Raw genomic sequence first — 22969 nt, forward strand, 5'->3', positions numbered from 1 at the left:
TGTATTTCAGAACCGCATACGAGCAACCATGTCCTTTCAGTATCACGCCATTCTGATTACCGGTGCCAGTTCCGGCATTGGTGCCGCACTTGCCAGACAATTTGCCCGCACCGGCGTAACCCTGTTTATCAGCGGTCGGGATGAAACGCGCTTGCGGCTTGTTGAAAACGAATGTCGCGCAGCCGGGGCCAATGTTTATGCCGATGTTCTTGATGTCACCAATCGCGAAACCATGACTGCTTATGTCACGCATTGTGATGAGCTGGCCCCGCTCAGCCTTGTCATCGCCAATGCCGGAATTTCAGCAGGGACCGGCGGTCTTGGCGAAAGCCCCGAACAGGTCAGAGACATCTTTGCCACCAATGTTGCCGGGGTTCTCAATACCATTGATCCGGCGATTGACGTCATGCGCGTTCGCGGACGTGGCCAAATCGCACTGGTCGCGTCCCAGGCGTCCTGGCGCGGGTTGCCATCAGCCCCGGCCTATTGCGCCAGCAAAGCCGCAATTCGTGTCTATGGCGAAGGATTGCGCGGGGCACTTGCGCCAACCGGCATCAAGGTAAATGTCATTTGTCCGGGCTTTGTCAAAAGCCGCATCACCGATGCCAATGACTTTCCCATGCCGTTCTTCATGCAGGCCGACAAAGCCGCACGAAAGATCGCGCGCGGGCTTGAACGAAACCGCGGGATGATTGCCTTCCCCTGGCAAATGAACATCATTATCGGCCTTCTGAAAATGACGCCGCAATGGCTGATGGATCTGGTGGCCAACCGTGTGCCGCGCAAGGCATCTACACCAGATCAGAACGCAACCGGCGAATAACATCTGCCGCACCGAAACACAAAAGGCTGCCAATGATTTGGCAGCCTTTTCACTTATCCGTTACGTTTGATTTCTAGCGCAGGCACCCAGCCCTATTGGGCATCGCGGATACGCCGCCATTTCGCGACATTGCGATTATGTTCCTTAAGCGTATGGGCAAACGCATGTCCCCCGGTGCCATCGGCAACAAAGTAAAGTTCTTTTGTCTCTGCCGGGTGCAGGACCGCATAAAACGCTTCGCGTCCGGGATTGGTGATCGGTGATGGCGGCAGTCCCCCGGTAACATAGGTGTTATAGGGGCTTTCAAACCGAAGATCCTGACGCGTCAGGGCACGTTCCAGACGTTTGTCGGGGCTGATGGCATAGGCAACCGTCGGATCGGACTGCAACCGCATATTAATGCGCAACCGATTGACAAACACCCCCGCAACCCGGGCGCGTTCGGCGGCTACCCCGGTTTCCCGTTCAACAATGGATGCAAGAACCAGTGCCTCTTCGACCGTATCAAACGGCAAGTCGGGGTCACGCCCCGGCCAAAGCTGTTCGACCATTTCGTCATGAGCTGCGCGCATGCGATCAAGGATGCTCTGTTTGGTATCCCCGTACGAGAACTGATAGGTCTCGGGCAGAAGGGTACCGTCGCTGGGTATGTCGGTGATTTCGCCGGTCAGGCCATCCACCAGATTGATACGTTCAACAATCTCGCCGGACCGAAGGCCTTCGGGAATGGTTACAAACCGTTTGACGGTTTCACCCGAAGCAAGGATTTCGGCCGCCTGACGTGGACTGACCCGTTCGGGGAAATGATATTCGCCAGCACGTAATGACCGGTCCAGCCCGCTGACGCGCACCCCCGCCAGAAAGATCAGCGGTTCATCAACAATATGTTCACGACGGAAAATTTCGGCGATACCGCGCACACCGGTCCCCTGCGGGATAATGATGTCGCGGCCTTGTGCCAGTTTGCTTGGCGATGTGTATTGCACATAAACATACACCGCCGCCCCACCAATGGTGAGCGCGGCGGTGATGATAAGCAAGCCAAGTAAAAGCAGAAAACGCTTCAAGGGAAAACTCCCGAGGCTCGGCTATTTAAACGCCTTGAAAACCAGCGAGGCATTGGTGCCACCAAAGCCGAACGAGTTCGACAGGGCAACATTGACCTTGCGCTGTTTGGCTTCAAGCGGAACCAGATCGATCCCCTTGCAGGCTTCGGACGGATTACGCAGGTTCAGGGTCGGCGGAACGACGCCTTCATGGATCGCAAGGATCGAGAACACTGCTTCAATCGCACCCGCAGCCCCCAGAAGGTGGCCGGTTGCCGATTTGGTCGAAGACATGGACAGCTTGGTTGCGTGATCACCAAACAGGCGCTTGACCGCACCCAGTTCGATTTCATCACCCAGCGGAGTCGACGTACCATGTGCGTTGACATAGTCGACGTCTTCCGGGTTCACACCAGCGTTGCGAAGCGCATTACGCATGGAGCGGAAACCACCATTTCCGTCTTCTGCCGGTGCGGTGATGTGATATGCATCGCCGGACATGCCATAGCCGCCAACTTCTGCATAAATCTTCGCACCACGTGCTTTGGCATGTTCGTATTCTTCAAGAACGACACAGCCTGCACCTTCGCCCATGACAAAACCGTCACGGCCTTCATCCCACGGACGGGATGCTTCGGTCGGGGTGTCGTTGTAACCGGTCGAAAGTGCACGAGCTGCAGCAAAACCAGCCATGCCAAGACGGCAAACAGCAGCTTCTGCACCACCGGCCACCATGACGTCGGCATCGCCAAGCATGATCATGCGCGATGCATCGCCAATGGCGTGCGCACCGGTCGAACATGCGGTTACGACAGCATGGTTCGGGCCTTTAAGACCGTGTTTGATCGAAACCTGACCAGAAACCAGGTTGATCAGGCAGGACGGAATGAAGAACGGACTGACACGGCGGGTCTTGCCGTTATTCACAAGATCCGAAGCATCCGCAATTTTCGGCAGACCACCGATACCCGAACCAATCAGAACGCCGGTGGCTTCCTGATCTTCGTCGGTTTCCGGTTTCCAGCCCGAGTCAGCGAGTGCCTGATCTGCTGCGGCAATACCATAGACGATGAAATCGTCCATTTTCTTCATGTCTTTGATCGAGACATGATCTTCCGCGTTGAACAGTCCTTCACCCTCACCGCGCGGCACGAGGCCTGCGATTTTGGCAGGGATATCGGACACATCGAAAGTATCGATGCCCTTGATGCCGGATTGGCTGTTCAGCAGTTTCTGCCAAGTGATCTGAGCACCGCTAGCAAGCGGCGTTACAGCACCAAGTCCGGTAACAACTACGCGTCTCATCCCGCATTACGCCTTTATTTTATGAATCCAGCAAAGACGAAAAGGGCGCCTGAGGATGCCCTCCGGCGCCCATGTCTCACGGCAAGATTAGCCGTTCGCCTTTTCGATGAAGTCGATCGCGTCTTTGACGGTCAGAATCTTTTCAGCCGCGTCGTCCGGAATCTCGCAACCGAATTCTTCTTCAAACGCCATAACCAGCTCGACGGTGTCCAGGCTATCTGCGCCAAGATCGTCGATGAAGCTTGCGTTTTCAGTGACCTTGTCTTCTTCAACACCGAGGTGCTCGACAACGATCTTCTTCACGCGATCTGCGACATCACTCATAGCTCAAATCCTTCAATAGGTTTTCTGTCAGTTAGTGTTCACGTGGTGCCCGTTTACTCCCCCTATTGAAGGACCTCCCGGGAACCGGAAACCGACAACATACAATTGCCGATTTCAATATTTGGTATAGCGGCCCCTTTTAAACAGAAAAGAAGGCAACCCGCAACGGGTTAAATCATCGCCATTCCGCCGTTCACATGCAAGGTCTGTCCCGTGACATAAGCTGCTTCGTCACTTGCGAGATACAGAACCGCTGCTGCGATCTCTTTGCTGTCGCCCATGCGACCTGCCGGAATGCCACCCAAAAGCTTCTCTTTCTGGGCGTCTCCGAGTTCTTCGGTCATTGCCGTGGTAATGAAACCAGGCGCAACACAGTTCACCGTGATCCCGCGCGCGGCAACTTCCTGTGCCAGCGACTTCGACCAGCCGATCATGCCGGCCTTGGCAGCGGCATAGTTGGTCTGCCCCGGGTTACCGGTAACACCAACAATCGAGGTGATGTTGATGATACGACCGTGACGGCGTTTCATCATGCCGCGCAGCGAATTGCGCGCAAGCTTGAAAGCAGACGTCAGGTTGACATCAAGAACCGCCTGCCAGTCTTCGTCCTTCAGACGCATGGCAAGCTGGTCGCGCGTGATGCCCGCATTGTTGACCAGAATATCAAGCTGACCACCAAGGGCCTCCTCGGCATTCTTGATCAGACCATCAACAGATGCGGAATCCGAAAGGTTCGCCGGAACCACAACAGCTTTGTCGCCGATCTCGGATGCGACGGCTTCGAGGCGTTCCTGACGGGTGCCCGACAAGGCAACTTTTGCACCGGCAGCTGCCAGAACCTTGGCGATTTCACCACCGATACCGCCGGTCGCACCGGTTACCAGTGCTGTTTTGCCTGCAAGATCAAACATTAACTTTCTTTCCCTTTTGGGTTCGTCTTTTCCCGGAACGCGATCAAAGCGCGCCGAGGAATGCTTCGATATCTGCCGGACCATTGACGGCGGTGCCGCTCAGATCACGATCAATACGACGGACCATGCCAGTCAGAACCTTGCCTGCGCCGATCTCGACCAGCTCGGTAATGCCCTGTTCTTTCATGTAAAGAACCGACTCACGCCAACGCACTGTGCCGCAAACCTGCTCCACAAGGAGTTTACGAATGGTTTCCGGATTGTCAGTTTTTTCTGCTGTGACGTTTGCAACAACCGGTTTTGCCGGTGCATTCATCGCCACAGTTCCAAGCGCCTCGGCCATACGATCCGCGGCGGGCTGCATCAGCGGGCAATGGAACGGTGCGGAAACCGGCAACAGGACGGCGCGTTTCGCACCCTTTTCCTTGGCGATTTCAATAGCACGTTCAACCGCGGCCTTGTGGCCCGACACAACGACCTGACCATTTGCATTGTCGTTTGCCGCCGTGCAGACATCACCCTGTGCGGCTTCTTCGGCAACGGCAACAGCATCGGCATAATCAAGGCCCAGAAGGGCCGCCATCGCACCAACACCGACCGGCACGGCAGCCTGCATGGCCTGGCCACGGATTTTCAGAAGACGGGCCGCATCCGCAATGGCAAAGGTGCCAGCAGCAGCAAGGGCGGAATATTCACCAAGCGAATGACCGGCAACCAGATCGCACTTGTCGGTCAGCGTAAAACCGCCTTCCTTTTCAAGAACACGGGTAACGGCAAGGCTGACAGCCATCAGGGCCGGCTGCGCGTTCTCCGTCAGGGTCAGTTCGTTTTCCGGTCCTTCGAACATCAATGCGCTGAGCTTCTGTGAAAGCGCGTCATCAACTTCCTGGAAAACTTCGCGGGCAACCGGGAATGCATCTGCCAGTTCCTTGCCCATACCTACCGCTTGCGACCCCTGACCGGGGAAAACGAGTGCGCGTGTCATTATCTCAAATATACCTTTGTAAGCTTATGCGAAGGCTGCGCCGTATGTCGGCCCCTCAAAATCGAGCCACCCTTGATAGCGTGCCCGCCTCCACTGTCAAGAACAGATACGGTTTTTTACTCATCGCGTGCGAACCTCGCCAACAAGGTGGCACGGAAATTCATGATTTCAAGTCAAAAGGCAGCAACCATGTATGACATGTTTGCTGCCTTTCTTGAAGGATTGCCTATCATGCATTGCACAATCGCAACTGCGACCGCCAGGGCCTAGCCGATATAGTGCTGCATGCTCGACACCACGCTATCGGCGATGTGGGATTTCGTGATCACGCCGCAAACATCATCCTGGCGGGGGACGCCACGACATGGTTTGACCACAACTGCGGCCCGGGCCTTGCGGCGTTCCATGCGCTTGATGACGTCATACATGTTCATGTCATCGACCACGACAACAAAGTCCTCACCGATCAGCTCCTTGAGCGCCTTGTTACCCTTGTCACCGGCCACCGAAAACAGCGCGGTCACATCGGGAATCACACCGGCGATCCGGTCCCCTTCGATGACAATCATCGGGTTGGGTTCCGGCGACGGACCGACCTTGTCGATAACTTCCGAAACCCGAAGTGCGGCATCGGCATAAAGCTGTTTGGTGGTCATGACCTCGCGCACCGGATGGACCATGAACATGTTGCTGTGGCGTTCCTTGGGAATATGACGTCCGCGCAGCACCAATTTTGACGTATAGATCGTCTCGCTGATGATCATGCGACGGAAACCAAGCGCGATCGCCACCGCCACAATCAGCGGCACTATTATATTATAGTCACGCGTCATCTCGAAAATCATGATGATCGCCGTCATCGCCGCACCGGTCCCCGCGGCAACAACACCGCCCATGCCAACCAGAGCAAACTCGACCGGGGTAATCCCCGCATCGGGGAAAATCATGTTACCGACAACACCGCACGCCGCACCAAGGGTCGCGCCAACAAACAGGGACGGCGAAAACACCCCGCCCGATGCACCGGAACCGATACTGACCGATGTCGCGTACAGCTTGGCAAAGAACAGAACCACCAGCAGCGGCAAGGATGTCATTGTCCCGCGCAGGATATGCTGGATCGTGCCATAGCCGACACCGTCGATATAATAGTTGCCGCCCGTCAGCAGCAGCACATACATCAGAATGCCGACCGACAGCATCCCGACAGCATGACGGGTATAGTCATTGCCCGGCATCTTTTTAAAGAACGCCCCGGTAATCAGCATCGAACGGATCAGCATCCAGGCGGCAATGCCGCACAAGACACCAAGAATGACATAGACAACAAGTGCCTGGAGATCGATTGCCGAAACTTGCGGAACGGCGGCAAGCGGCACTTCAAAGGCCGGCGCCAACCCGAACGATATCCGCCCGATATAGGTCGCAGCCCCGGTTGCAATCACCACCGGAAGGAAGGTTCGCGTCGAGACTTCGGGCATCATCAGTTCAATCGCAAACAGCACCGCCCCAAGTGGCGTGTTGAAGGTTGCAGCAATCCCGGCCCCGGCCCCGGCGGCAAGAAGGGTGATGCGCTGCCCGGTCTGAAGCTTGAACATCTGCGCGATACTTGATCCAAGCGCCGAGCCGACCTGAATGATCGGACCTTCGCGCCCGACAGACGCCCCGGTCCCGATAGACAACGAAGATGCAACCGACTTGACCAACGCCACCGTCGGGCGAATACGGCCCTGTTCGAAATAAATGGCGTTCATCACCTCGGGCACACCGTGGCCTTTGGCCTCGGGCGCGAAGTTGTTCACAAGAAACACAACCAGCATACCGCCAAGAACCGGCACCAGAATGACCAACGGGCCCCAGTTGCTCGGCTCGGTCAGAAGGTTCGCGTCGTAATCGATCGAAAAGACACCGAAAAAGGCGATGTTATGGATCAGTGCTACCAGTGCGCGAAAGGCAACGGCACCATATCCGGTGACAATTCCGACGCACAGCGCCAGCAAACATAAATTGAGCAACGATGCACGGCGTGAAGACGCCGCATCAATAGAAGGTTCTACCATCACTAACCACAAGTCTTGAGACAAGGTTCACGAACCGGCATTCAAGGAGTGCATCACGCGCCCCGAACAGACCGACCATCCCTGTGGTTGAACAGAAATGACCAACAGGTCGCGCGGGTTACCGGCCCGACATATGCCAAAAGGCCTACTCTCTTGAACTTTTTGTTTCAAGTGTGAACCAGTTCACGCATATCGGCCCTCAGGAAAGCGCAACACTGGCGCAACACCCCCGAACGGGTCCGGGCCAAGACAAATCAACGCGCCGCACCGATTTCGGCACCCATACGCCCGACTGTGGAAAACTTGCATTTGGCGTTGCACTAATGGGCGAAAAGTGTATATTCCGCCGTCTCACGGCTCCTTGCCGGGATTGCCCGGCTATGCCTGCATGACATGAGGTCATGTCAGGAAGAGATAAGCCACAAGGAGTGATTAGGAGTATTATGAGCAAGTACGAAAGCGTGTTTATCGCACGTCAGGACTTCTCGACTGCACAGGTCGAAAGCCTGAACGAAAAGCTGACCCAGACCATCGAAGGTCTCGGTGGCAAGATCGCTAAAACCGAATATTGGGGTCTGCGTTCCCTGGCATACCGTGTCAAAAAGAACCGCAAAGGCCACTATACTCTCTTCCAGATCGAAGCTGAAAAAGATGTGATCGCGGAATATGAGCGTCAGATGCGCCTGAACGAAGACGTTCTGCGTCAGATGACTGTCAAGGTTGACGAGTTCGAAGAAGAACAGTCTGCCATTCTGCGTAACCGCGACGAGCGCGGCGGTCGTGGCGGTAATCGCCGTGGCGGTCCCCGTCAGCACGGCTAACAGATAGCGAGGAGATATAATCATGGCTGGACGTCGTCTGTTTTTCCGTCGTCGCAAAACCTGCCCGTTCTCGGGTGATGATGCGCCGAAGATCGACTACAAAGATGTCAAACTGCTGCAGCGTTTCGTTTCCGAACGCGGCAAAATCGTTCCGAGCCGTATCACTGCGGTTTCGGCCAAGAAGCAGCGCGAACTGGCAAAAGCCATCAAACGTGCACGCTTCCTGGCGCTGCTGCCTTACGCAGACCAGGTCTGAGGCAGTCGGCAAGAGACCCTTTTGCGGTCTCGGCCGGGAGTAAATGATGCAACGTGATACCCTCATAGCAATTGGTTCAGGACTTGGCAGTGCCGTTCTGTTCCTGTTGGTCCTATCAGGAAATCCGCTTGCTCTTTTGCTCTCATATTTCGGGCATTTGCCTTTGTTCCTGACGGGACTTTGGCAGGGACCCAAACGCCTGCTGGTTGCGGCAATTGCCGCATGCAGTGCCCTTGTTCTTTTTGGGGGACTGCTGCCTTTCACGGTCTTTGTGATCGTGTTTGCCGGACCGGCGATGTTGTTGACCCGCATGGCGCTGGTCATCCGGAAAGATGAAAATGGCAATCTTGCCTTTCTGCCGTCCGGAATTGTCGTCAGTGCCATGGCCGTCATGGTCGCAACGGTAATGATCTTCATTACCGGGACCCTGTCGGCGGAAGGTCTGGACATTCAGGATCTTATCGCAAGGTTCCTGAGCCAGATGTACTCGGAAATGGGTGTCCCTATGACATCCGATGTTCAGGGTCTGATTGGCATGTTCCAGGTTTACTTCCCGGCGATTGCTGCGGTGAGCTGGCTTTTGATGCTGTTCGCCAATGCTGCAATCGCACAGGCAATTCTGGTGCGCGCAGGCAAAAACCTGCGTCCGACACCGAAAATGGCGTCTTTCGCCTTGCCTGGCTGGTCACTGTTTGCGTTCGCCCTGGCCGGGTTTACGGTCGGCTTTGCCGATGGATCCCTGGCCTATGTGGCGCGAAACGTCGCGGTGGTGCTGGCAGTGCCGTTCCTGTTTCAGGGATTGGCGCTGGTGCATGGGCAGGCAGCCCGATGGCCGCAAAAACGTATGATACTGACGGTGTTTTACATCGTCGCGGTTCTGTCCAGCTGGTCGTTTATTGCGATCACCGGACTTGGAATTGTTGAGCATTTAATCAGGCTGCGGGGGAAAGAACCGATGACCCGTAGCAATGAGGAGGATCGGTGATGGAAGTTATTCTGCTCCAGCGGGTAGAAAAACTCGGTCAGATGGGTGACGTAGTCTCCGTCAAGCCGGGCCACGCCCGCAACCGCTTGCTGCCGCAGGGCATGGCCCTTCGTGCAACCAAAGCAAACCTTTCTGTGTTCGAAGCACAGAAAGCACAGCTCGAAGCTGACAACCTGGAACGCCGCAAAGAAGCCGAAGCGGTTGCCGAGAAGATGGGTGAACTTGCTGTTACCCTCGTTCGTCAGGCATCCGACGTCGGTCAGCTTTACGGTTCGGTTACCGCACGCGACATCGCGACCGCAGTTACCGAAGCTGGTTTCACTGTTGCCCGTACCCAGGTCGTTCTTGATCAGCCGATCAAGACCCTTGGTCTGCACCAGGTCAAAATCAACCTGCACCCGGAAGTTGCTATCGAAGTAACCGCCAACGTTGCACGTTCCGAAGAAGATGCAGAAGAGCAGCTCCGTAAAGGCGCCGCTGTTCTTGGCACCATCGAGGAAGCAGAAGCAGAAGAAGCTCTGGAAGCTGCAGAAGAACTCTTCGAAGAAGAAGTTCCGGCTGAGCTTGCTGACGAAGCTGCTGAAGGCGAAGAAGAAACCAACGCTTAATTGCGGGTTTTCTTCCAAGACCATTCGGAAAACGGCATGTCCGCAAGGGCGTGCCGTTTTCTTTTGGTCCCCTTATGCCCCGACAGCGCCCGGACCGGATTTTTGAGTGCACTTTCAAAAACCTGTCGGATGTGCGACCTCTGCGCTTGCGGAATACCGGCTATGAGTTATACCGATTAACTCTTTGCGACCAACCGGATGACTGATACCTTTTCCGCCCATGACAGATCCCAATCTTGATGCCCTTTTTGCTCCTCTGGATATGAACCACGGCGACGACGCCGATATGGTGCTCGAACGTATGGCTCCCCATAACTTCGAGGCAGAGGCCGCCCTTCTTGGCGCAATCCTGAACAACAACGCCGCCTATGAGCGCGTGTCGGATATCCTGCGCCCGGAACATTTCGCAGACGGGCGCCATGGCCGCATTTTCGAGGCCTGTGGCAAACTGATCGAACGTGGTCAGCTTGCCAACCCGGTTACGCTCAAGGCCTATTTCAAACAGGACGAGGAACTGGCAGAAATCGGCGGCGCGCAATATCTGGCCGAACTGTCAAACAACCTTGTTTCCGTGATCAATGCCGGGGATTACGGCAAACTGATCTATGACCTGTATCTGCGCCGCGAGCTGATCGAGCTTGGCGAAGATGTGGTCAACGAGGCCTATAAATACGAACTCGATACCGACGCCACCACCCAGATCGAAAAAGCCGAACAGAAACTGTTCTCGCTGGCGACTGCTGGGGCCGCAGAATCGGGCTTTGTTGCCTTTGGCCCGGCCCTTGCCAAGGCCTATGAGAATATCGATCACGCCTATAAGAACGCCGGGCGCGTTGTTGGCGTGACCACGGGCTTGCGTGACATTGACCGCAAGCTTGGCGGTTTGCACCCGTCCGACTTGCTGATCCTTGCCGGTCGTCCGTCGATGGGTAAAACCGCCCTTGCCATGAACGTGGCCTTCAACGCGGCGATTGCATCCCATCAGAACCGGCTGGCGGGCGAAGACACCCGCGATGAAACCCGTACTGGTGCGGTTGCCGTATTCTCCCTTGAGATGGCGGCAGAACAGCTGGCCGGTCGTCTGCTGTCGCAGGCAGCCGAGGTCTCGGGCGATAACATGCGCCGTGGTGACCTTAACGAACAGGATTTCGAACGGTTGCTTCTGGCGACCCAGGAACTCAACACCGTTCCGCTTTATATCGACGATACGCCGGCCCTGCCGGTATCGACACTTAGAACCCGTTGCCGCCGCCTGAAGCGTCAGCACGGCCTTGCCATGATCGTCGTCGATTACCTTCAGCTTCTGGCACCGCCGACCAACTTCCGCGGCGATGGCCGTGTGCAGGAGGTCTCGGAAATTACCCGTATGCTCAAGGCCATTGCCAAGGAGCTTGAAGTTCCGGTCCTGGCGCTGTCACAGCTTTCGCGTGCGGTTGAGCAGCGTGACGACAAACGCCCGCAGCTTTCTGACTTGCGTGAATCCGGCTCGATCGAGCAGGACGCCGACGTCGTGATGTTCATTTACCGCGAACAATATTATCTCGAACGTGCCGAACCGGCCCAGCGCCCGGAAGAAGCCACCGACAAGTTCGGTGAACGCTATGCGCAGTGGCAGGAACGTTTGAACCATGTTTACAACACCGCAGAGGTAATCGTTGCCAAGCAGCGTCACGGCCCGGTGGGCAACGTGCGCCTGTTCTTTGACGGGAACTACACCAAGTTTGGCGATCTTGATCACACTGAAGAAGAATATGAATAGGGTTTGGGCCAGCGCCCATCCGTAAACGGATTCCACGGGGTATTACGAATGACCGTTCTTCCCGCCGTCGGCCGTGCTGCCGAGTGCGCGGAACTGCAGATCAATTTGAAAGCAGTTGCCGACAACTATCAACGTCTGACCAAACGCTATACCGGGCGCACCTGTGGTGCCGTGGTAAAGGCGGATGCCTATGGTCTTGGCGCCAACACCATCGTTCCGGTCCTGAAAAAGCAGGGATGCCGATTGTTCTTCGTGGCACAGGCCAACGAAGCAGCCGAACTGTTCCCGGTTCTGCGCGGCGGCGGACGGATTGCCGTTCTGAACGGTGTGTTGCCCGGTGACGAAGAATTCTTCATCGAAAATGACGTGATCCCGGTGCTCAATGATCTCGAACAGATCGAACGCTGGTCCAATCTGTGCCGTGAATATGAACGCCCGGCCCCGGCATTCATCCATCTTGATACCGGCATGAGCCGCCTTGGCCTGACGCCGCTTGATGTCAGCCATCTGGTCGATCGTTATTCATCGCTTCTGTACGGGTTTGAAAAAGCCGGTTACATGACCCATCCGGTCGCCGCCGACGAGGCCGGAAACCCGATCACCAAGGAACAATATGACCTGTTCATGAAATGGTATCGTCGCCTGCCCCCGGCACCGCGCGGTTTCTGCAATTCATCGGCGATCTTCCGTGACAACGAATATCACCTTGAATTCTGCCGTCCGGGCTTTGCACTTTGGGGCGGCAATCCGACGCCGGAAACCACCAACCCGATGCGCTCAGTGGTCACCCTTAAGGCCAAGGTCTTGCAGGTGCGTGACATTGATGAACCGCAAACCGTCGGTTACGGCGCATCCTGGCAGGCAAAACGCAAAACCAAAATCGCCACCATTGCCGTCGGCTATGCCGATGGCTGGCTGCGGTCGCTTTCGAATTCCGGCAAACTTCTGATCAAGGGGCATGCCGTTCCCTATGTCGGGCGGGTTTCGATGGATGCGATCACGGTTGATATCACCGACCTTCCGGGCAAGCCGCTTAAGGCTGGCGACATGGTATCGCTTCTTGATGACAAGATGACGGTTGACGATGTCGCATCTGCTGCTGGTACAATCGGTTATGAAATTCTAACTTCGCTTGGACATCGCTATCGGCGGGTTTATACAGAAAGCTGATCCATAAAAACTGGCCGAACCACCGGACAATACAATCTTGGCGGGCCGATAACAGGGGACTTCGAAGTACAGATGCCGATCTTTGCGCCGGTTGGGCATATCTTTTTGACCTTTTTGGCCCTTGTTGGTCGCGTGACGGTGTTTGCAGGTCGGACAATTGGCCACATGGTCACCCCGCCGATCTATTTTCGCCTGATCTTCAAACAGATGCGCGAAATCGGCTATTTCTCGTTGCCGGTTGTCGCCATGACCACCCTGTTTGCCGGGATGGTTCTTGCCCTGCAATCCTATTCCGGGTTCTCGCGCTTTTCAGCCGAAAGTGCGGTTGCCACCGTCGTTGTCATTTCCATGACCCGCGAACTGGGACCGGTTCTGGCCGGTCTTATGGTGGCGGGCCGCGTTGGTGCGGCGATTGCAGCTGAAATCGGCACCATGCGCGTCACCGAACAGATCGACGCGTTGGTCACGCTTTCGACCAATCCGTTCAAATATCTGGTGGTTCCGCGCGTTGTCGCGGGTCTGGTTACCCTGCCCGTACTTGTTCTGATCGGCGATATTATCGGGGTGCTTGGCGGATATCTGGTCGGGGTCAACAAGCTTGGCTTTAATGACGGGTCCTATATCCGCAATACGTTCCAGTATCTTGAACAGCTTGATGTGATTTCCGGTCTGGTGAAGGCCGCCGTATTCGGCTTTATCATCACGCTGATGGGCTGCTATCACGGCTATCATTCGCGTGGCGGGGCACAGGGTGTCGGTCAGGCGACGACCAATGCGGTTGTTTCAAGCTCCATCCTGATCCTGATTTCGAACTATATCGTCACCGAACTGTTCTTTACGCGTTAAGGGCCGGACCGCATCATGAGCAATCCCGCCAAGATATCACTGCGTAATGTCCACAAGGCATTCGGCCCGAAAAAGGTTCTTCAGGGCGTCGATCTTGACGTTGCCCCGGGGGAGTCGGTTGCCATTATCGGCGGATCGGGCACCGGAAAGTCGGTAACGCTGAAATGTGTTCTGGGCCTCCTGACCCCGGACCAGGGATCGATCACGGTCGATGGCATTGATATGACCAATGCCAGTCAGGCCGAACGCGATGCGATGCTTGCGAAAACCGGGATGCTGTTTCAGGGCGCTGCCCTTTTTGATTCCCTTTCGGTCTGGGAAAATGTGGCCTTTGGCCTGATCGAAGGCCGTGGCATGAAGCCGCGCGATGCGCGCGACGTTGCCATTGCCCGTCTCGAAGATGTCGGACTGGGATCGGACGTCGCCAATATGTCCCCGGCATCGCTTTCGGGCGGCATGCAAAAGCGCGTCGGACTGGCGCGTGCCATCGCGACAGAACCGGAAATCCTGTTCTTTGACGAACCTACGACCGGTATCGATCCGATCATGGGGGATGTGATCAATGATCTGATCGTCAAATGCACCCGCGAACTGGGCGCCAGTGCGATGACCATTACCCATGATATGGCAAGTGCGCGCAAAATTGCCGACCGGGTCGCGATGCTTTATCAGGGCAAGATCATCTGGGACGGCCCGGTTTCGGAAATCGACACTGCCGATAACCCCTATTTGCAACAATTCGTTGCCGGTGATATCGAAGGTCCGCTTGAACTTGATCTCAAGCATCTTTGATCCTGTCGCACGCGACAGCAATCGCCGTTACGGACATTTCTTTTCTTTGATCTGCGGAGCATTCTGTGGCCAAAACCCAAAGCCGTTTCATCTGTCAGAACTGTGGTGCGGAATACCGCAAATGGACCGGTCGTTGTGACGGATGCGGGGAATGGAACAGCATCGAAGAAGAACGCGTCGAAAGCGGCCCCAAGGCAGCAGGTGGCATTGCCGGGGGTGCCAAGGGCAAAACCATCGAATTCGTCGCCCTTGAAGGCGAAAGTGCAAGTCCCAAACGCATCATAAGCGGCATTGCCGAACTTGACCGCGCCTGTGGCGGGGGGCTTGTTCCGGGATCGGCCCTTTTGGTTGGCGGGGATCCGGGGATCGGCAAATCCACTATCCTGCTTCAGGCCGTTGGTGCGATGGCTGCCAAAAACAAATGTGCCTATATCTCGGGCGAGGAAGCGGTCGATCAGGTCCGCATGCGCGCCGCCCGTCTGGGACTTGAAAAATCCAAGGTCGATTTCGCCGCGGCCACCAGTCTGCGTGATATCATCACAACCCTTGAAGCCAGCAGCCATGACGTCGTGGTCATTGACTCGATCCAGACCATGTATGCCGACACCCTTGATAGTGCGCCCGGCACCGTGTCACAGGTTCGCGCCTGTGCGCTTGAACTGATCCGCCTTGCCAAGCGCAAGGGATTTGCGGTCCTTCTGGTGGGTCACGTCACCAAGGAAGGCCAGATCGCAGGCCCCCGTGTTCTTGAACATATGGTCGATACGGTTCTGTATTTCGAAGGCGAACGCGGCCATCAGTTCCGCATCCTGCGCGCGGTCAAAAACCGTTTTGGGGCGACCGATGAAATCGGCGTGTTTGAAATGGGCGATGCCGGCCTTGTCGAAGTGCCCAACCCGTCTGCGCTTTTCCTTGCCGACCGCGAAGCGCCGGTCAGTGGTACAGCGGTGTTTGCCGGGCTTGAAGGCACACGCCCGATGCTGGTCGAAATCCAGGCCCTTGTGGCCCAATCAGCCCTTGCGACACCGCGTCGTGCGGTTGTTGGCTGGGATTCTGCACGCATGAACATGATCCTTGCCGTGCTGGATGCGCGGTGCGGCCTGCCGCTTAGTCAGTTTGACGTCTATCTGAACGTTGCCGGTGGTTTGCGGGTTGGTGAACCTGCTGCTGACATGGCGGTTGCTGCCGCCCTGATTTCGGCTGTTGCCGATGCACCGGTTCCGGCCGAAACGGTTATTGTCGGGGAAATCGGGCTTTCGGGTGAAGTGCGCCCGGTCGGGCAACTCGAATCGCGATTGAAAGAAGCCACCAAACTTGGCTTTGGCAATGCCTATACCCCCAAGAACGGCACCCAGGGCAAGAAGAAGCTGTCGATCAAGGGTCTGAACCAGACTGAAATCGGTCATCTTCAGGATTTGGTAAACCTATTCGGCGACGATGTCCGCGACAAGGTGCGCCCGCGCGAAGGCATGTATTAAACGCACTTTGCGATATGTGACCTGATCCCGAACACACCCGGACCGACTGACTTACAAGGTTTACGAACTGATGGATTTCTCTGCCCTCCCCGATCTTGGCGCACGCGATGTGTTTGACCTGATTGTTGTCGGTATCCTGCTTGTGTCGGGGGTGTTTGCGTTTTTCCGTGGTTTCATCCACGAAATCCTGTCGATGATGGGATGGTTGGGTGCGGGTTTGTGCGCGCTTTATGGCTATCCAATTGCCCGGCCCTATGTCCGTGATCTGATCCCGTCTGAACTGATTGCCGATCTGGCGACCGGGGTTGGTCTTTTTCTGATTACGTTTCTGATTTTCTCGTTCCTGAGCGGCCGTATCGGACGGGCTGTTCAGAATTCCGGCCTTGATAGTCTTGATAGCACCCTTGGCTTTGTATTCGGTCTGTTGCGCGGCGCGTTGATCGTTTGTATCGGCTTTTTGGCCCTGTCCTGGCTGCTGCCCGCAGATTCGCAACCCGACTGGGTCCGCGATGCCCGGACCCGCCCGGTTCTGGAAGAAGGCGCGTTCCTTATTATGCGCATGGCTCCTGACGAAATTTTCGATACCACCGCCCAAGAGCTTGAGCGCGCACAGCGTCGGGCCGATGCAAACGAGCAAACCTATCGTCAACTTCTTGGTCCGGAACCAAAAGGGACTGGACCCGCGCCCCTAAACGGGTATACAAGGCCCTCGCGCGATGATTTGGATCGCCTGATCGAGGCGACCACTAACGAGTGAGGCGTGTGGGTTTCGTAAAATTACGTTGTCCGTGCGCCACCGGCGAGAGAGCGGAACCCACTCATGCTGACCACCAATCCATTTGATGACGACAAGCTACGTGAAGAATGTGGCGTCTTTGGCGTTTTTGGTACCCCGGATGCTGCTGCACTGACGGCCCTTGGCCTTCATGCATTGCAACACCGCGGACAGGAAGCCGCCGGTATTGTTTCCTATGACGGCGAAGATTTTCCCGCTCATCGGGCCTCGGGCCAGGTTGGCGATATCTTTGGCTCCGAAGATGTGATCAAAAGCCTTCCCGGCCACCGTGCAGTTGGCCATGTCCGCTATTCGACAGCTGGCGGCAAGGGGCTTCGCAACGTGCAGCCGCTTTTTGCCGATTTCGAATTCGGTGGATTGGCGATTGCCCATAACGGCAACCTGACCAACTCGCTTGCGGTGCGTGATCGTCTGGTCAAGCGCGGTTCGATCTTCCAGTCGACCTCGGATACGGAAACCTTCATTCATCTGATTGCAACCAGCCTGTACGAGAAGATCGTCGATCGTCTGATCGATGCGGTTCGTCAGGTCGAAGGCGCCTATTCGCTGGTCGTCATGACCCAGAAGAAACTGATCGGTGTCCGTGATCCGCTTGGTGTGCGTCCGCTGGTTCTGGGCAAGCTCAATGATGCCTATATCCTGTCGTCGGAAACGGTCGGCCTTGATATCGTTGGCGCGGAATTCATCCGCGACGTCGAACCGGGCGAAATCGTTGAAATTACCGAAGACGGCCTGCGGTCGATCAAGCCGTTCAAACCGGTCAAATCGCGCTTCTGCATTTTCGAGCATGTCTATTTCGCCCGCCCCGACAGCATCGTCGAAGGCACAAGCGTCTATGACGTGCGCAAGAATATCGGTCGTGAACTGGCCCGTGAGTCCGCAATCGAAGCCGACGTTGTCGTGCCGATCCCTGATTCCGGCGTTCCGTCCGCATTGGGTTACGCCGAGGAAAGCGGTATTCCGTTCGAACTGGGCATCATTCGTAACCATTATGTCGGCCGTACCTTTATCGAACCGACCGATCAGATCCGCCACCTTGGCGTGAAGCTGAAACATAATGCCAACCCCGGCAAGCTTAAGGGCAAGCGCGTTATTCTGGTCGATGACTCGATCGTGCGTGGTACGACTTCGACCAAGATCGTTGATCTGGTCCGTCAGGCCGGTGCGGCAGAAGTGCATATGCGCATCACAAGCCCGCCCACGACCAACCCGTGCTTCTATGGTGTCGATACCCCGTCCAAAGACAAACTGATGGCGGCAAATCACGACATCGAAAGCATGGCCAAGATCATCGGTGTCGACAGCCTTGCCTTCGTCACCATTGACGGTCTGTATCGTGCGACCGGTCTTCCAGGCCGTGACAATGACAGCCCGGCATTCTGTGATGCGTGCTTTACCGGCGACTATCCAATCCGGCTTACCGATCACAATGCCGAAAACAAGGACCGCAAGCTGAGCCAGCTGGTCGAAAGGCAGTCTGCATGATCGATACAAAGCGCCTTGAAGGACGCGTGGCACTGATTACCGGTGCCTCGCACGGGATCGGTTACGCGGTTGCCAAACGTTTTGCTGCCGAAGGCGCACAGGTCATTGCGATTGGTCGCAATGTCGGCGCGCTTGAAGAACTCAGCGACGAAATCACCGATGCCGGCGGCAAGATCAGCTTGCTGCCGCTTGATCTGACCATGTTCGAAAAGGTCGATGCCATCGGCCCGACCATTTATGAACGGTTCGGCAAGCTTGATATCGTGGTTGGCAATGCGGGTCTTCTGGGCGAAATCGCCCCGGTCGGTCACATCGATACACAGGTTTTCGACAATACGGTCGCAACCAACGTTACGTCGAATTTCCGCCTGATCCGCACAGTCGATAAGCTTTTGCAGCTTTCTGATGCCGGGCGCGCGATTTTCGTGACCTCAAACGCCTCGGCCAAGGGTCGTGCCTTCTGGGGGCTTTATGCCGCCACCAAAGCCGCACTTGAAGCCCTTGTCCTGTCCTATGCCCAGGAGCTTGAGGAAAGCAAGGTCCGCGTCAATCTGATCAATCCCGGTCGTATCCGCACCAAAATGCGCGCCGAAGCCTATCCGGGTGAAGATCCCGAAACGCTGCCCACGCCCGACAGCATCACCGATGTGTTTGTCGATCTGGCAGAGGCCAGCTGTACCAAACATGGCGAAGTGGTCAACGCGTATTAGGCATTCCACATACCGCACCGACAAAGGGCCCCGAACGGGCCCTTTTTTTGTGTTCCTGTTGCGGAATGCAGATTTTCAAAACAATTTTTATGTCCACGACATCAAGCCATTGCGCTTGAGTACCAAGGACCGATAGCATGTGCCCCCAGCAGACACTTATCTGACATAGGGACGCCGATGACACAGGCCTTGAATTTCCGCTTTATTCCATCCTTGGGCACTGTTGCGATTGCCGTTGCCATCGGGGCTGTCATCACCATCAGCACCGCCGATGATGCGCGCGCAACCGACCATAATGGCGCGTCCATTACATTGCCTGAAATGAATGCGGCACGCGGCAAGGACCTGTTTGCCGAACGCGGCTGCGTTGTCTGTCATTCCGTCAACAGTGTCGGCGGGAATATCGGCCCAAGTCTTGATGCGTCGAACATGAATATAGCGCGTGAGCCGTTTGAATTTTTTGCCAGCATGTGGCGCGGGGCCGAGCAGATGCTCCACCTTCAACAGGCCGATCTCGGATATCAGATTGATTTTTCCGGTCAGGACATCGCCGATATTTTTGCCTTTGTTCAGGACGGCGAAATCCAGGAACGCTTTACCGAGGATGACCTGCCCGACCATATCCGTGACATCATTGATAACGGCCCGTCGATCCCGCAAAACTGATCTGAGAAGGCAGATGCATCAAACCGCATGACGCCCGCCAAAAACGCAGCAAAAAGCCGCCCCTGATGATCAAGGGCGGCTTTGGTCGTTCTGGGACAAGAAATCAGGAAACTAGCGTTTCTTTTTCTTGTTGGCATACGGGTTGTCACTGCTGCGCAGATAAATACGGATCGGAACGCCCGGCATATCGAAATCTTCGCGCAGACCATTGATCAGATAACGCGTATAGCTTTCGGGCAGTTCGGCCGCCTTGGAGCAGTTGATAAAGAAGCTTGGCGGACGCGATTTCGCCTGGGTCATGTAACGCAGACGGATGCGACGCCCGGAAATGACCGGCGGCAAATGGCGTTCGGTGGTTGCTTCAAGCCAGCGGTTCAGCTGTGATGTCGGGATGCGGCGGCTCCAGATATCGTGGATATCAAGAACTGTCGGCATCAGACGATCGGTACCACGCCCGGTCAGCGCCGAGAAGGTCAGGACCGGAATGCCTTTGGCCTGGGCAAAGGACACGTCAAGTTTGTCACGCAGTTCCTGCATGACGCCTGCCTTGTCCTTGATCGCATCCCACTTGTTGACCGCAATGATCAATGCACGGCCTTCTTCAAGCACCATGCGCGCGATCGTCAGGTCCTGCTTATCAAGCGTGTTGGTCGCATCAAGCATCAAAACAACGACCTGCGCATAGCGGATCACGCGAAGGGTATCGGCAACCGACAGCTTTTCAACGCGGTCATCGATTTTCTTTTTGCGGCGCATCCCGGCTGTATCGACCAGACGGATCGGACGCCCTTCATAGGACCAGTCGACCGCGATCGAATCACGGGTCAAACCGGCCTGCGGGCCGGTCATGACGCGCTCTTCACCCAGCAACTGGTTCAGAAGGGTCGATTTACCGGCATTCGGGCGGCCGACGATGGCCAGCTGGATCTTGGAGTTATCGCGCGCCCCTTCGACGATCAGTTCGCCGTCTTCGTCTTCGTCATCTTCGCTGAATTCGATTTCATAGGACGGGAATACTTCGCCCTCGTCATCGGCAAAGCCATCGGGATCAATCAGATCATCGACATCGTCATCAGCTTCCTGTGCGGCATCTTCCAATGCCTCGATGGCAGCTTCGCGGGCATGTTGCTTGGCAACGCGCTGACGGTGTTTCCATTCGTCCCAATGCGGTTCAAGAATGTCATACAGAAGCTCGATCCCGAGACCATGCTCGGCCGAGATCGGGGCGACATCGCCAAGACCAAGGCCATAGGCCTCGTAAAGGCCGGGATCCTGATCCTTGCCTTCGTGTTTGTTGGCAATGACGTAAACCGGCTTGTGGCGTTTGCGCAGCCAGTCGGCAAAGTGGTTGTCAAGCGGGGTCAGTCCCGCACGCGCATCAATCAGGAACAGCGCAACATCGCATTCCTCGAACGCCTTTTCACTTTGCTGGCGCATCATGCCTTCGACGGAATCATCGAATGCTTCTTCCAGACCGGCGGTATCGATCACGTCAAAAGACATATCGCCCAGACGTGCCTTGCCATAGCGGCGGTCACGGGTGACCCCGGGCTGATCGTCCACCAGGGCCAGCTTTTTGCCGACCAGACGGTTAAACAGGGTCGACTTCCCGACATTGGGGCGACCGATAATGGCAACTTTAAGCGACATCTGACTTTCAGACTCTCGTTATAAAAGGCGTTATGCGCCGACGGCTTTCACTGCCCTCGGCGCATCGCAAATCCTGCAAGGAAACCTTGCCTAATGTTCGAACTGACTGATCAGCGATATGCGATTAGATCGGCATCCGCAGTCAGGAAGTAAAGGCTGTCACCCGCAACCGAAGGCGGCAATGTGATCGGCCCGGAAAGTTCATCCTTGCCGAGAATGTCACCGCTATATGGGGAAACAGTCATTACTTCGCCCTGCTCGTTACCTACGATCAACCTGTCACCGACCAGTACCGGACCTGTCCAGACAATCGGCTCTTCCTGGTCTTCGGGATCGACAAAACGTGGCAGAACCGTCACCCATTTAACCTGTCCGGTCTTCCGACGCAAGGCAATCAGATCATTTGTATTGGTTAGCAGGTATACGTAATCGCCGGCCACCCATGGTGACTGGATGCCACCGGCCTCAAGTTCCCAGACGCGATAGCCGGTACGAAGGTCAATCGCAACCGTCAGGCCCGAGTTGCTTGTGGCAATCACAAGGTCATTATCAATCACCGGAAGACCGCGGATATCAGCGATTGCCGAAACGGCATCGGTGCGCCCGGCCCCGGCAAGGGCATCAGACCAGATCACCTGCCCGTTTTCCACACGCAGCGCATACATCTCGCCGGTCGAATAGGCCGAAATCACAACGCCCTGATCCACCGCCGGGCTGGCACCACCGATAAAGGCCGCACCCTCGGCTGCACCGCGATGGTTCCAAAGCGTTTCCCCGGTCAAGGCATTGAGCGCGATGGTCTGGTTATCAACAGTGATGGCAAAGACACGGCCACCACGGACGGTCGGCGCAGACCGCATCGGGGCGCTGACCTGGGTGCGCCACAGAACCGTGGCACTTGGCGCATCAATGGCAATGATTTCGGCAAAGCCGGTGGTGGCATAAATAATGCCGCCCTCATAGGCCAGACCGCCACCCAGAAGCGTGCTGTCTTCTTCGTCTTCCGGTGCCAGTTCAAGCGACCAGATTCGTTTTCCCGAATTGGCCGCAAAGGCACGGACTTCGGCGCTTGCATCAATGGTAAAGATCACGCCACGTGCAATGATTGCCTGATTAAGCAGAAGGTTGTCATCCATCGACCCTTCGCCGATATCAATCGACCAGTCCTGCTTGAGAACATCATTGTCCAGACCGACATGGTGCAAGGCATGGCTTGGAATGCCGCCATTCTGCGGCCAGTCGACCATCGGTTCGGGTTCCGGAAGAACAACACGCTGATCAGACAGATCGATATCAGGTTGAACCGTGCTTTGCAGGGCCAGTACCGAAATGCGTTCCCCGGGCAATGGCGGTTCTTCGGTGCCGCCAAGCCAACCCGAACACCCGGCCAAAAGGCCCGTCATCCCCATAACGCACAGAAGTGACTTAATACCGCGTGTGGTCAAAACCGTTTCCCCTGATTCAAGCTGTCATCACGGTGGCCGGGAAACCCG

Annotated in this window: 22 protein-coding genes; 14 read left to right on the forward strand and 8 right to left on the reverse strand. The window is 56.0% G+C overall.

The annotated features are described in order from the left end of the window. Positions 1-28 precede the first annotated feature (28 nt). A complete protein-coding gene (locus AUQ42_RS08300) occupies positions 29-823 on the forward strand; it encodes an SDR family NAD(P)-dependent oxidoreductase (protein ID WP_068518605.1) in 795 nt (264 codons plus the stop codon). Between the two features lie 92 nt (positions 824-915). Here AUQ42_RS08300 and mltG read toward each other — a convergent pair whose 3' ends face one another. The 6 genes from mltG to AUQ42_RS08330 all read right to left on the reverse strand — a co-directional run bounded on the left by mltG (position 916) and on the right by AUQ42_RS08330 (position 7454). Beyond that, positions 916-1890, reverse strand: a complete 975-nt coding sequence (gene mltG, locus AUQ42_RS08305) for an endolytic transglycosylase MltG (protein WP_068518606.1) — start codon at positions 1888-1890, stop codon at positions 916-918. Positions 1891-1911: 21 nt separating this feature from the next. Beyond that, positions 1912-3174 carry a beta-ketoacyl-ACP synthase II gene (gene fabF / locus AUQ42_RS08310; protein WP_068518607.1) on the reverse strand — a complete coding sequence of 421 codons (1263 nt, stop codon included), beginning with the start codon at positions 3172-3174 and terminating at the stop codon, positions 1912-1914. A gap of 87 nt (positions 3175-3261) precedes the next feature. Continuing rightward, a complete protein-coding gene (locus AUQ42_RS08315) occupies positions 3262-3498 on the reverse strand; it encodes an acyl carrier protein (RefSeq protein WP_007090351.1) in 237 nt (78 codons plus the stop codon). A gap of 170 nt (positions 3499-3668) precedes the next feature. After that, positions 3669-4409: a 3-oxoacyl-[acyl-carrier-protein] reductase gene (fabG, locus tag AUQ42_RS08320; protein WP_068518608.1), complete on the reverse strand. Its 741-nt coding sequence runs from the start codon at positions 4407-4409 to the stop codon at positions 3669-3671. 43 nt (positions 4410-4452) lie between these two features. Continuing rightward, entirely contained in the window at positions 4453-5394 is a 942-nt protein-coding gene (fabD, locus tag AUQ42_RS08325; RefSeq protein ID WP_068518609.1) for an ACP S-malonyltransferase, read from the reverse strand. Positions 5395-5660: 266 nt separating this feature from the next. Next, entirely contained in the window at positions 5661-7454 is a 1794-nt protein-coding gene (locus AUQ42_RS08330) for a chloride channel protein (RefSeq protein ID WP_068518610.1), read from the reverse strand. A gap of 443 nt (positions 7455-7897) precedes the next feature. Here AUQ42_RS08330 and rpsF point away from each other — a divergent pair, with 443 nt between their 5' ends. The 13 genes from rpsF (at position 7898) to AUQ42_RS08395 (ending at position 19826) form a co-directional block, all read left to right on the forward strand. After that, positions 7898-8275: a 30S ribosomal protein S6 gene (rpsF, locus tag AUQ42_RS08335; protein ID WP_068518611.1), complete on the forward strand. Its 378-nt coding sequence runs from the start codon at positions 7898-7900 to the stop codon at positions 8273-8275. Positions 8276-8291: 16 nt separating this feature from the next. Continuing rightward, entirely contained in the window at positions 8292-8531 is a 240-nt protein-coding gene (gene rpsR, locus AUQ42_RS08340) for a 30S ribosomal protein S18 (RefSeq protein WP_197460813.1), read from the forward strand. 46 nt (positions 8532-8577) lie between these two features. Beyond that, positions 8578-9516 (forward strand): DUF2232 domain-containing protein, encoded by a 939-nt coding sequence (locus tag AUQ42_RS08345; protein ID WP_068518739.1) that lies wholly within the window; start codon positions 8578-8580, stop codon positions 9514-9516. Further along, on the forward strand, positions 9516-10124 hold the full coding sequence (gene rplI / locus AUQ42_RS08350; RefSeq protein WP_068518612.1) for a 50S ribosomal protein L9: 609 nt from the start codon (positions 9516-9518) through the stop codon (positions 10122-10124). The genes AUQ42_RS08345 and rplI overlap by 1 nt, the downstream gene beginning before the upstream one ends. Before the next feature lie 220 nt (positions 10125-10344). Beyond that, positions 10345-11883 carry a replicative DNA helicase gene (locus AUQ42_RS08355; protein ID WP_068518613.1) on the forward strand — a complete coding sequence of 513 codons (1539 nt, stop codon included), beginning with the start codon at positions 10345-10347 and terminating at the stop codon, positions 11881-11883. Positions 11884-11931: 48 nt separating this feature from the next. Continuing rightward, entirely contained in the window at positions 11932-13053 is a 1122-nt protein-coding gene (gene alr, locus AUQ42_RS08360) for an alanine racemase (RefSeq protein ID WP_068518614.1), read from the forward strand. A gap of 72 nt (positions 13054-13125) precedes the next feature. Next, positions 13126-13899 (forward strand): ABC transporter permease, encoded by a 774-nt coding sequence (locus AUQ42_RS08365; RefSeq protein ID WP_068518615.1) that lies wholly within the window; start codon positions 13126-13128, stop codon positions 13897-13899. A gap of 15 nt (positions 13900-13914) precedes the next feature. After that, positions 13915-14691, forward strand: a complete 777-nt coding sequence (locus tag AUQ42_RS08370) for an ABC transporter ATP-binding protein (RefSeq protein ID WP_068518616.1) — start codon at positions 13915-13917, stop codon at positions 14689-14691. A gap of 65 nt (positions 14692-14756) precedes the next feature. After that, on the forward strand, positions 14757-16169 hold the full coding sequence (gene radA, locus AUQ42_RS08375; RefSeq protein WP_068518617.1) for a DNA repair protein RadA: 1413 nt from the start codon (positions 14757-14759) through the stop codon (positions 16167-16169). Positions 16170-16239: 70 nt separating this feature from the next. Then, on the forward strand, positions 16240-16926 hold the full coding sequence (locus tag AUQ42_RS08380; RefSeq protein ID WP_068518618.1) for a CvpA family protein: 687 nt from the start codon (positions 16240-16242) through the stop codon (positions 16924-16926). A gap of 63 nt (positions 16927-16989) precedes the next feature. After that, positions 16990-18450 (forward strand): amidophosphoribosyltransferase, encoded by a 1461-nt coding sequence (purF, locus tag AUQ42_RS08385; RefSeq protein ID WP_068518619.1) that lies wholly within the window; start codon positions 16990-16992, stop codon positions 18448-18450. Further along, positions 18447-19160: an SDR family NAD(P)-dependent oxidoreductase gene (locus AUQ42_RS08390; RefSeq protein ID WP_068518620.1), complete on the forward strand. Its 714-nt coding sequence runs from the start codon at positions 18447-18449 to the stop codon at positions 19158-19160. Before purF ends, AUQ42_RS08390 begins: the two co-directional genes overlap by 4 nt. 177 nt (positions 19161-19337) lie before the next feature. Continuing rightward, on the forward strand, positions 19338-19826 hold the full coding sequence (locus AUQ42_RS08395; protein ID WP_228196609.1) for a c-type cytochrome: 489 nt from the start codon (positions 19338-19340) through the stop codon (positions 19824-19826). A gap of 111 nt (positions 19827-19937) precedes the next feature. On the opposite strand, the gene der is transcribed toward AUQ42_RS08395, so the two are convergent. Then, positions 19938-21476 carry a ribosome biogenesis GTPase Der gene (gene der, locus AUQ42_RS08400; protein WP_068518621.1) on the reverse strand — a complete coding sequence of 513 codons (1539 nt, stop codon included), beginning with the start codon at positions 21474-21476 and terminating at the stop codon, positions 19938-19940. A gap of 110 nt (positions 21477-21586) precedes the next feature. Next, positions 21587-22921 carry a PQQ-like beta-propeller repeat protein gene (locus AUQ42_RS08405; protein ID WP_228196610.1) on the reverse strand — a complete coding sequence of 445 codons (1335 nt, stop codon included), beginning with the start codon at positions 22919-22921 and terminating at the stop codon, positions 21587-21589. Between the last annotated feature and the right edge of the window lie 48 nt (positions 22922-22969).

The sequence above is a fragment of the Thalassospira sp. MCCC 1A02491 genome, from assembly GCF_001613785.1.
Lineage (GTDB): Bacteria > Pseudomonadota > Alphaproteobacteria > Rhodospirillales > Thalassospiraceae > Thalassospira > Thalassospira povalilytica.

Coding starts and splice junctions, on each gene's coding strand:
- AUQ42_RS08300 (WP_068518605.1), top strand. CDS start 29: ATGTCCTTTCAGTATCACGCCATTCTGATTACCGGTGCCAGTTCCGGC.
- fabF (WP_068518607.1), bottom strand. CDS start 3,174: ATGAGACGCGTAGTTGTTACCGGACTTGGTGCTGTAACGCCGCTTGCT.
- AUQ42_RS08315 (WP_007090351.1), bottom strand. CDS start 3,498: ATGAGTGATGTCGCAGATCGCGTGAAGAAGATCGTTGTCGAGCACCTC.
- fabG (WP_068518608.1), bottom strand. CDS start 4,409: ATGTTTGATCTTGCAGGCAAAACAGCACTGGTAACCGGTGCGACCGGC.
- fabD (WP_068518609.1), bottom strand. CDS start 5,394: ATGACACGCGCACTCGTTTTCCCCGGTCAGGGGTCGCAAGCGGTAGGT.
- AUQ42_RS08330 (WP_068518610.1), bottom strand. CDS start 7,454: ATGGTAGAACCTTCTATTGATGCGGCGTCTTCACGCCGTGCATCGTTG.
- rpsF (WP_068518611.1), top strand. CDS start 7,898: ATGAGCAAGTACGAAAGCGTGTTTATCGCACGTCAGGACTTCTCGACT.
- AUQ42_RS08345 (WP_068518739.1), top strand. CDS start 8,578: ATGCAACGTGATACCCTCATAGCAATTGGTTCAGGACTTGGCAGTGCC.
- rplI (WP_068518612.1), top strand. CDS start 9,516: ATGGAAGTTATTCTGCTCCAGCGGGTAGAAAAACTCGGTCAGATGGGT.
- AUQ42_RS08355 (WP_068518613.1), top strand. CDS start 10,345: ATGACAGATCCCAATCTTGATGCCCTTTTTGCTCCTCTGGATATGAAC.
- alr (WP_068518614.1), top strand. CDS start 11,932: ATGACCGTTCTTCCCGCCGTCGGCCGTGCTGCCGAGTGCGCGGAACTG.
- AUQ42_RS08365 (WP_068518615.1), top strand. CDS start 13,126: ATGCCGATCTTTGCGCCGGTTGGGCATATCTTTTTGACCTTTTTGGCC.
- AUQ42_RS08370 (WP_068518616.1), top strand. CDS start 13,915: ATGAGCAATCCCGCCAAGATATCACTGCGTAATGTCCACAAGGCATTC.
- AUQ42_RS08380 (WP_068518618.1), top strand. CDS start 16,240: ATGGATTTCTCTGCCCTCCCCGATCTTGGCGCACGCGATGTGTTTGAC.
- purF (WP_068518619.1), top strand. CDS start 16,990: ATGCTGACCACCAATCCATTTGATGACGACAAGCTACGTGAAGAATGT.
- AUQ42_RS08390 (WP_068518620.1), top strand. CDS start 18,447: ATGATCGATACAAAGCGCCTTGAAGGACGCGTGGCACTGATTACCGGT.
- AUQ42_RS08395 (WP_228196609.1), top strand. CDS start 19,338: ATGACACAGGCCTTGAATTTCCGCTTTATTCCATCCTTGGGCACTGTT.
- der (WP_068518621.1), bottom strand. CDS start 21,476: ATGTCGCTTAAAGTTGCCATTATCGGTCGCCCCAATGTCGGGAAGTCG.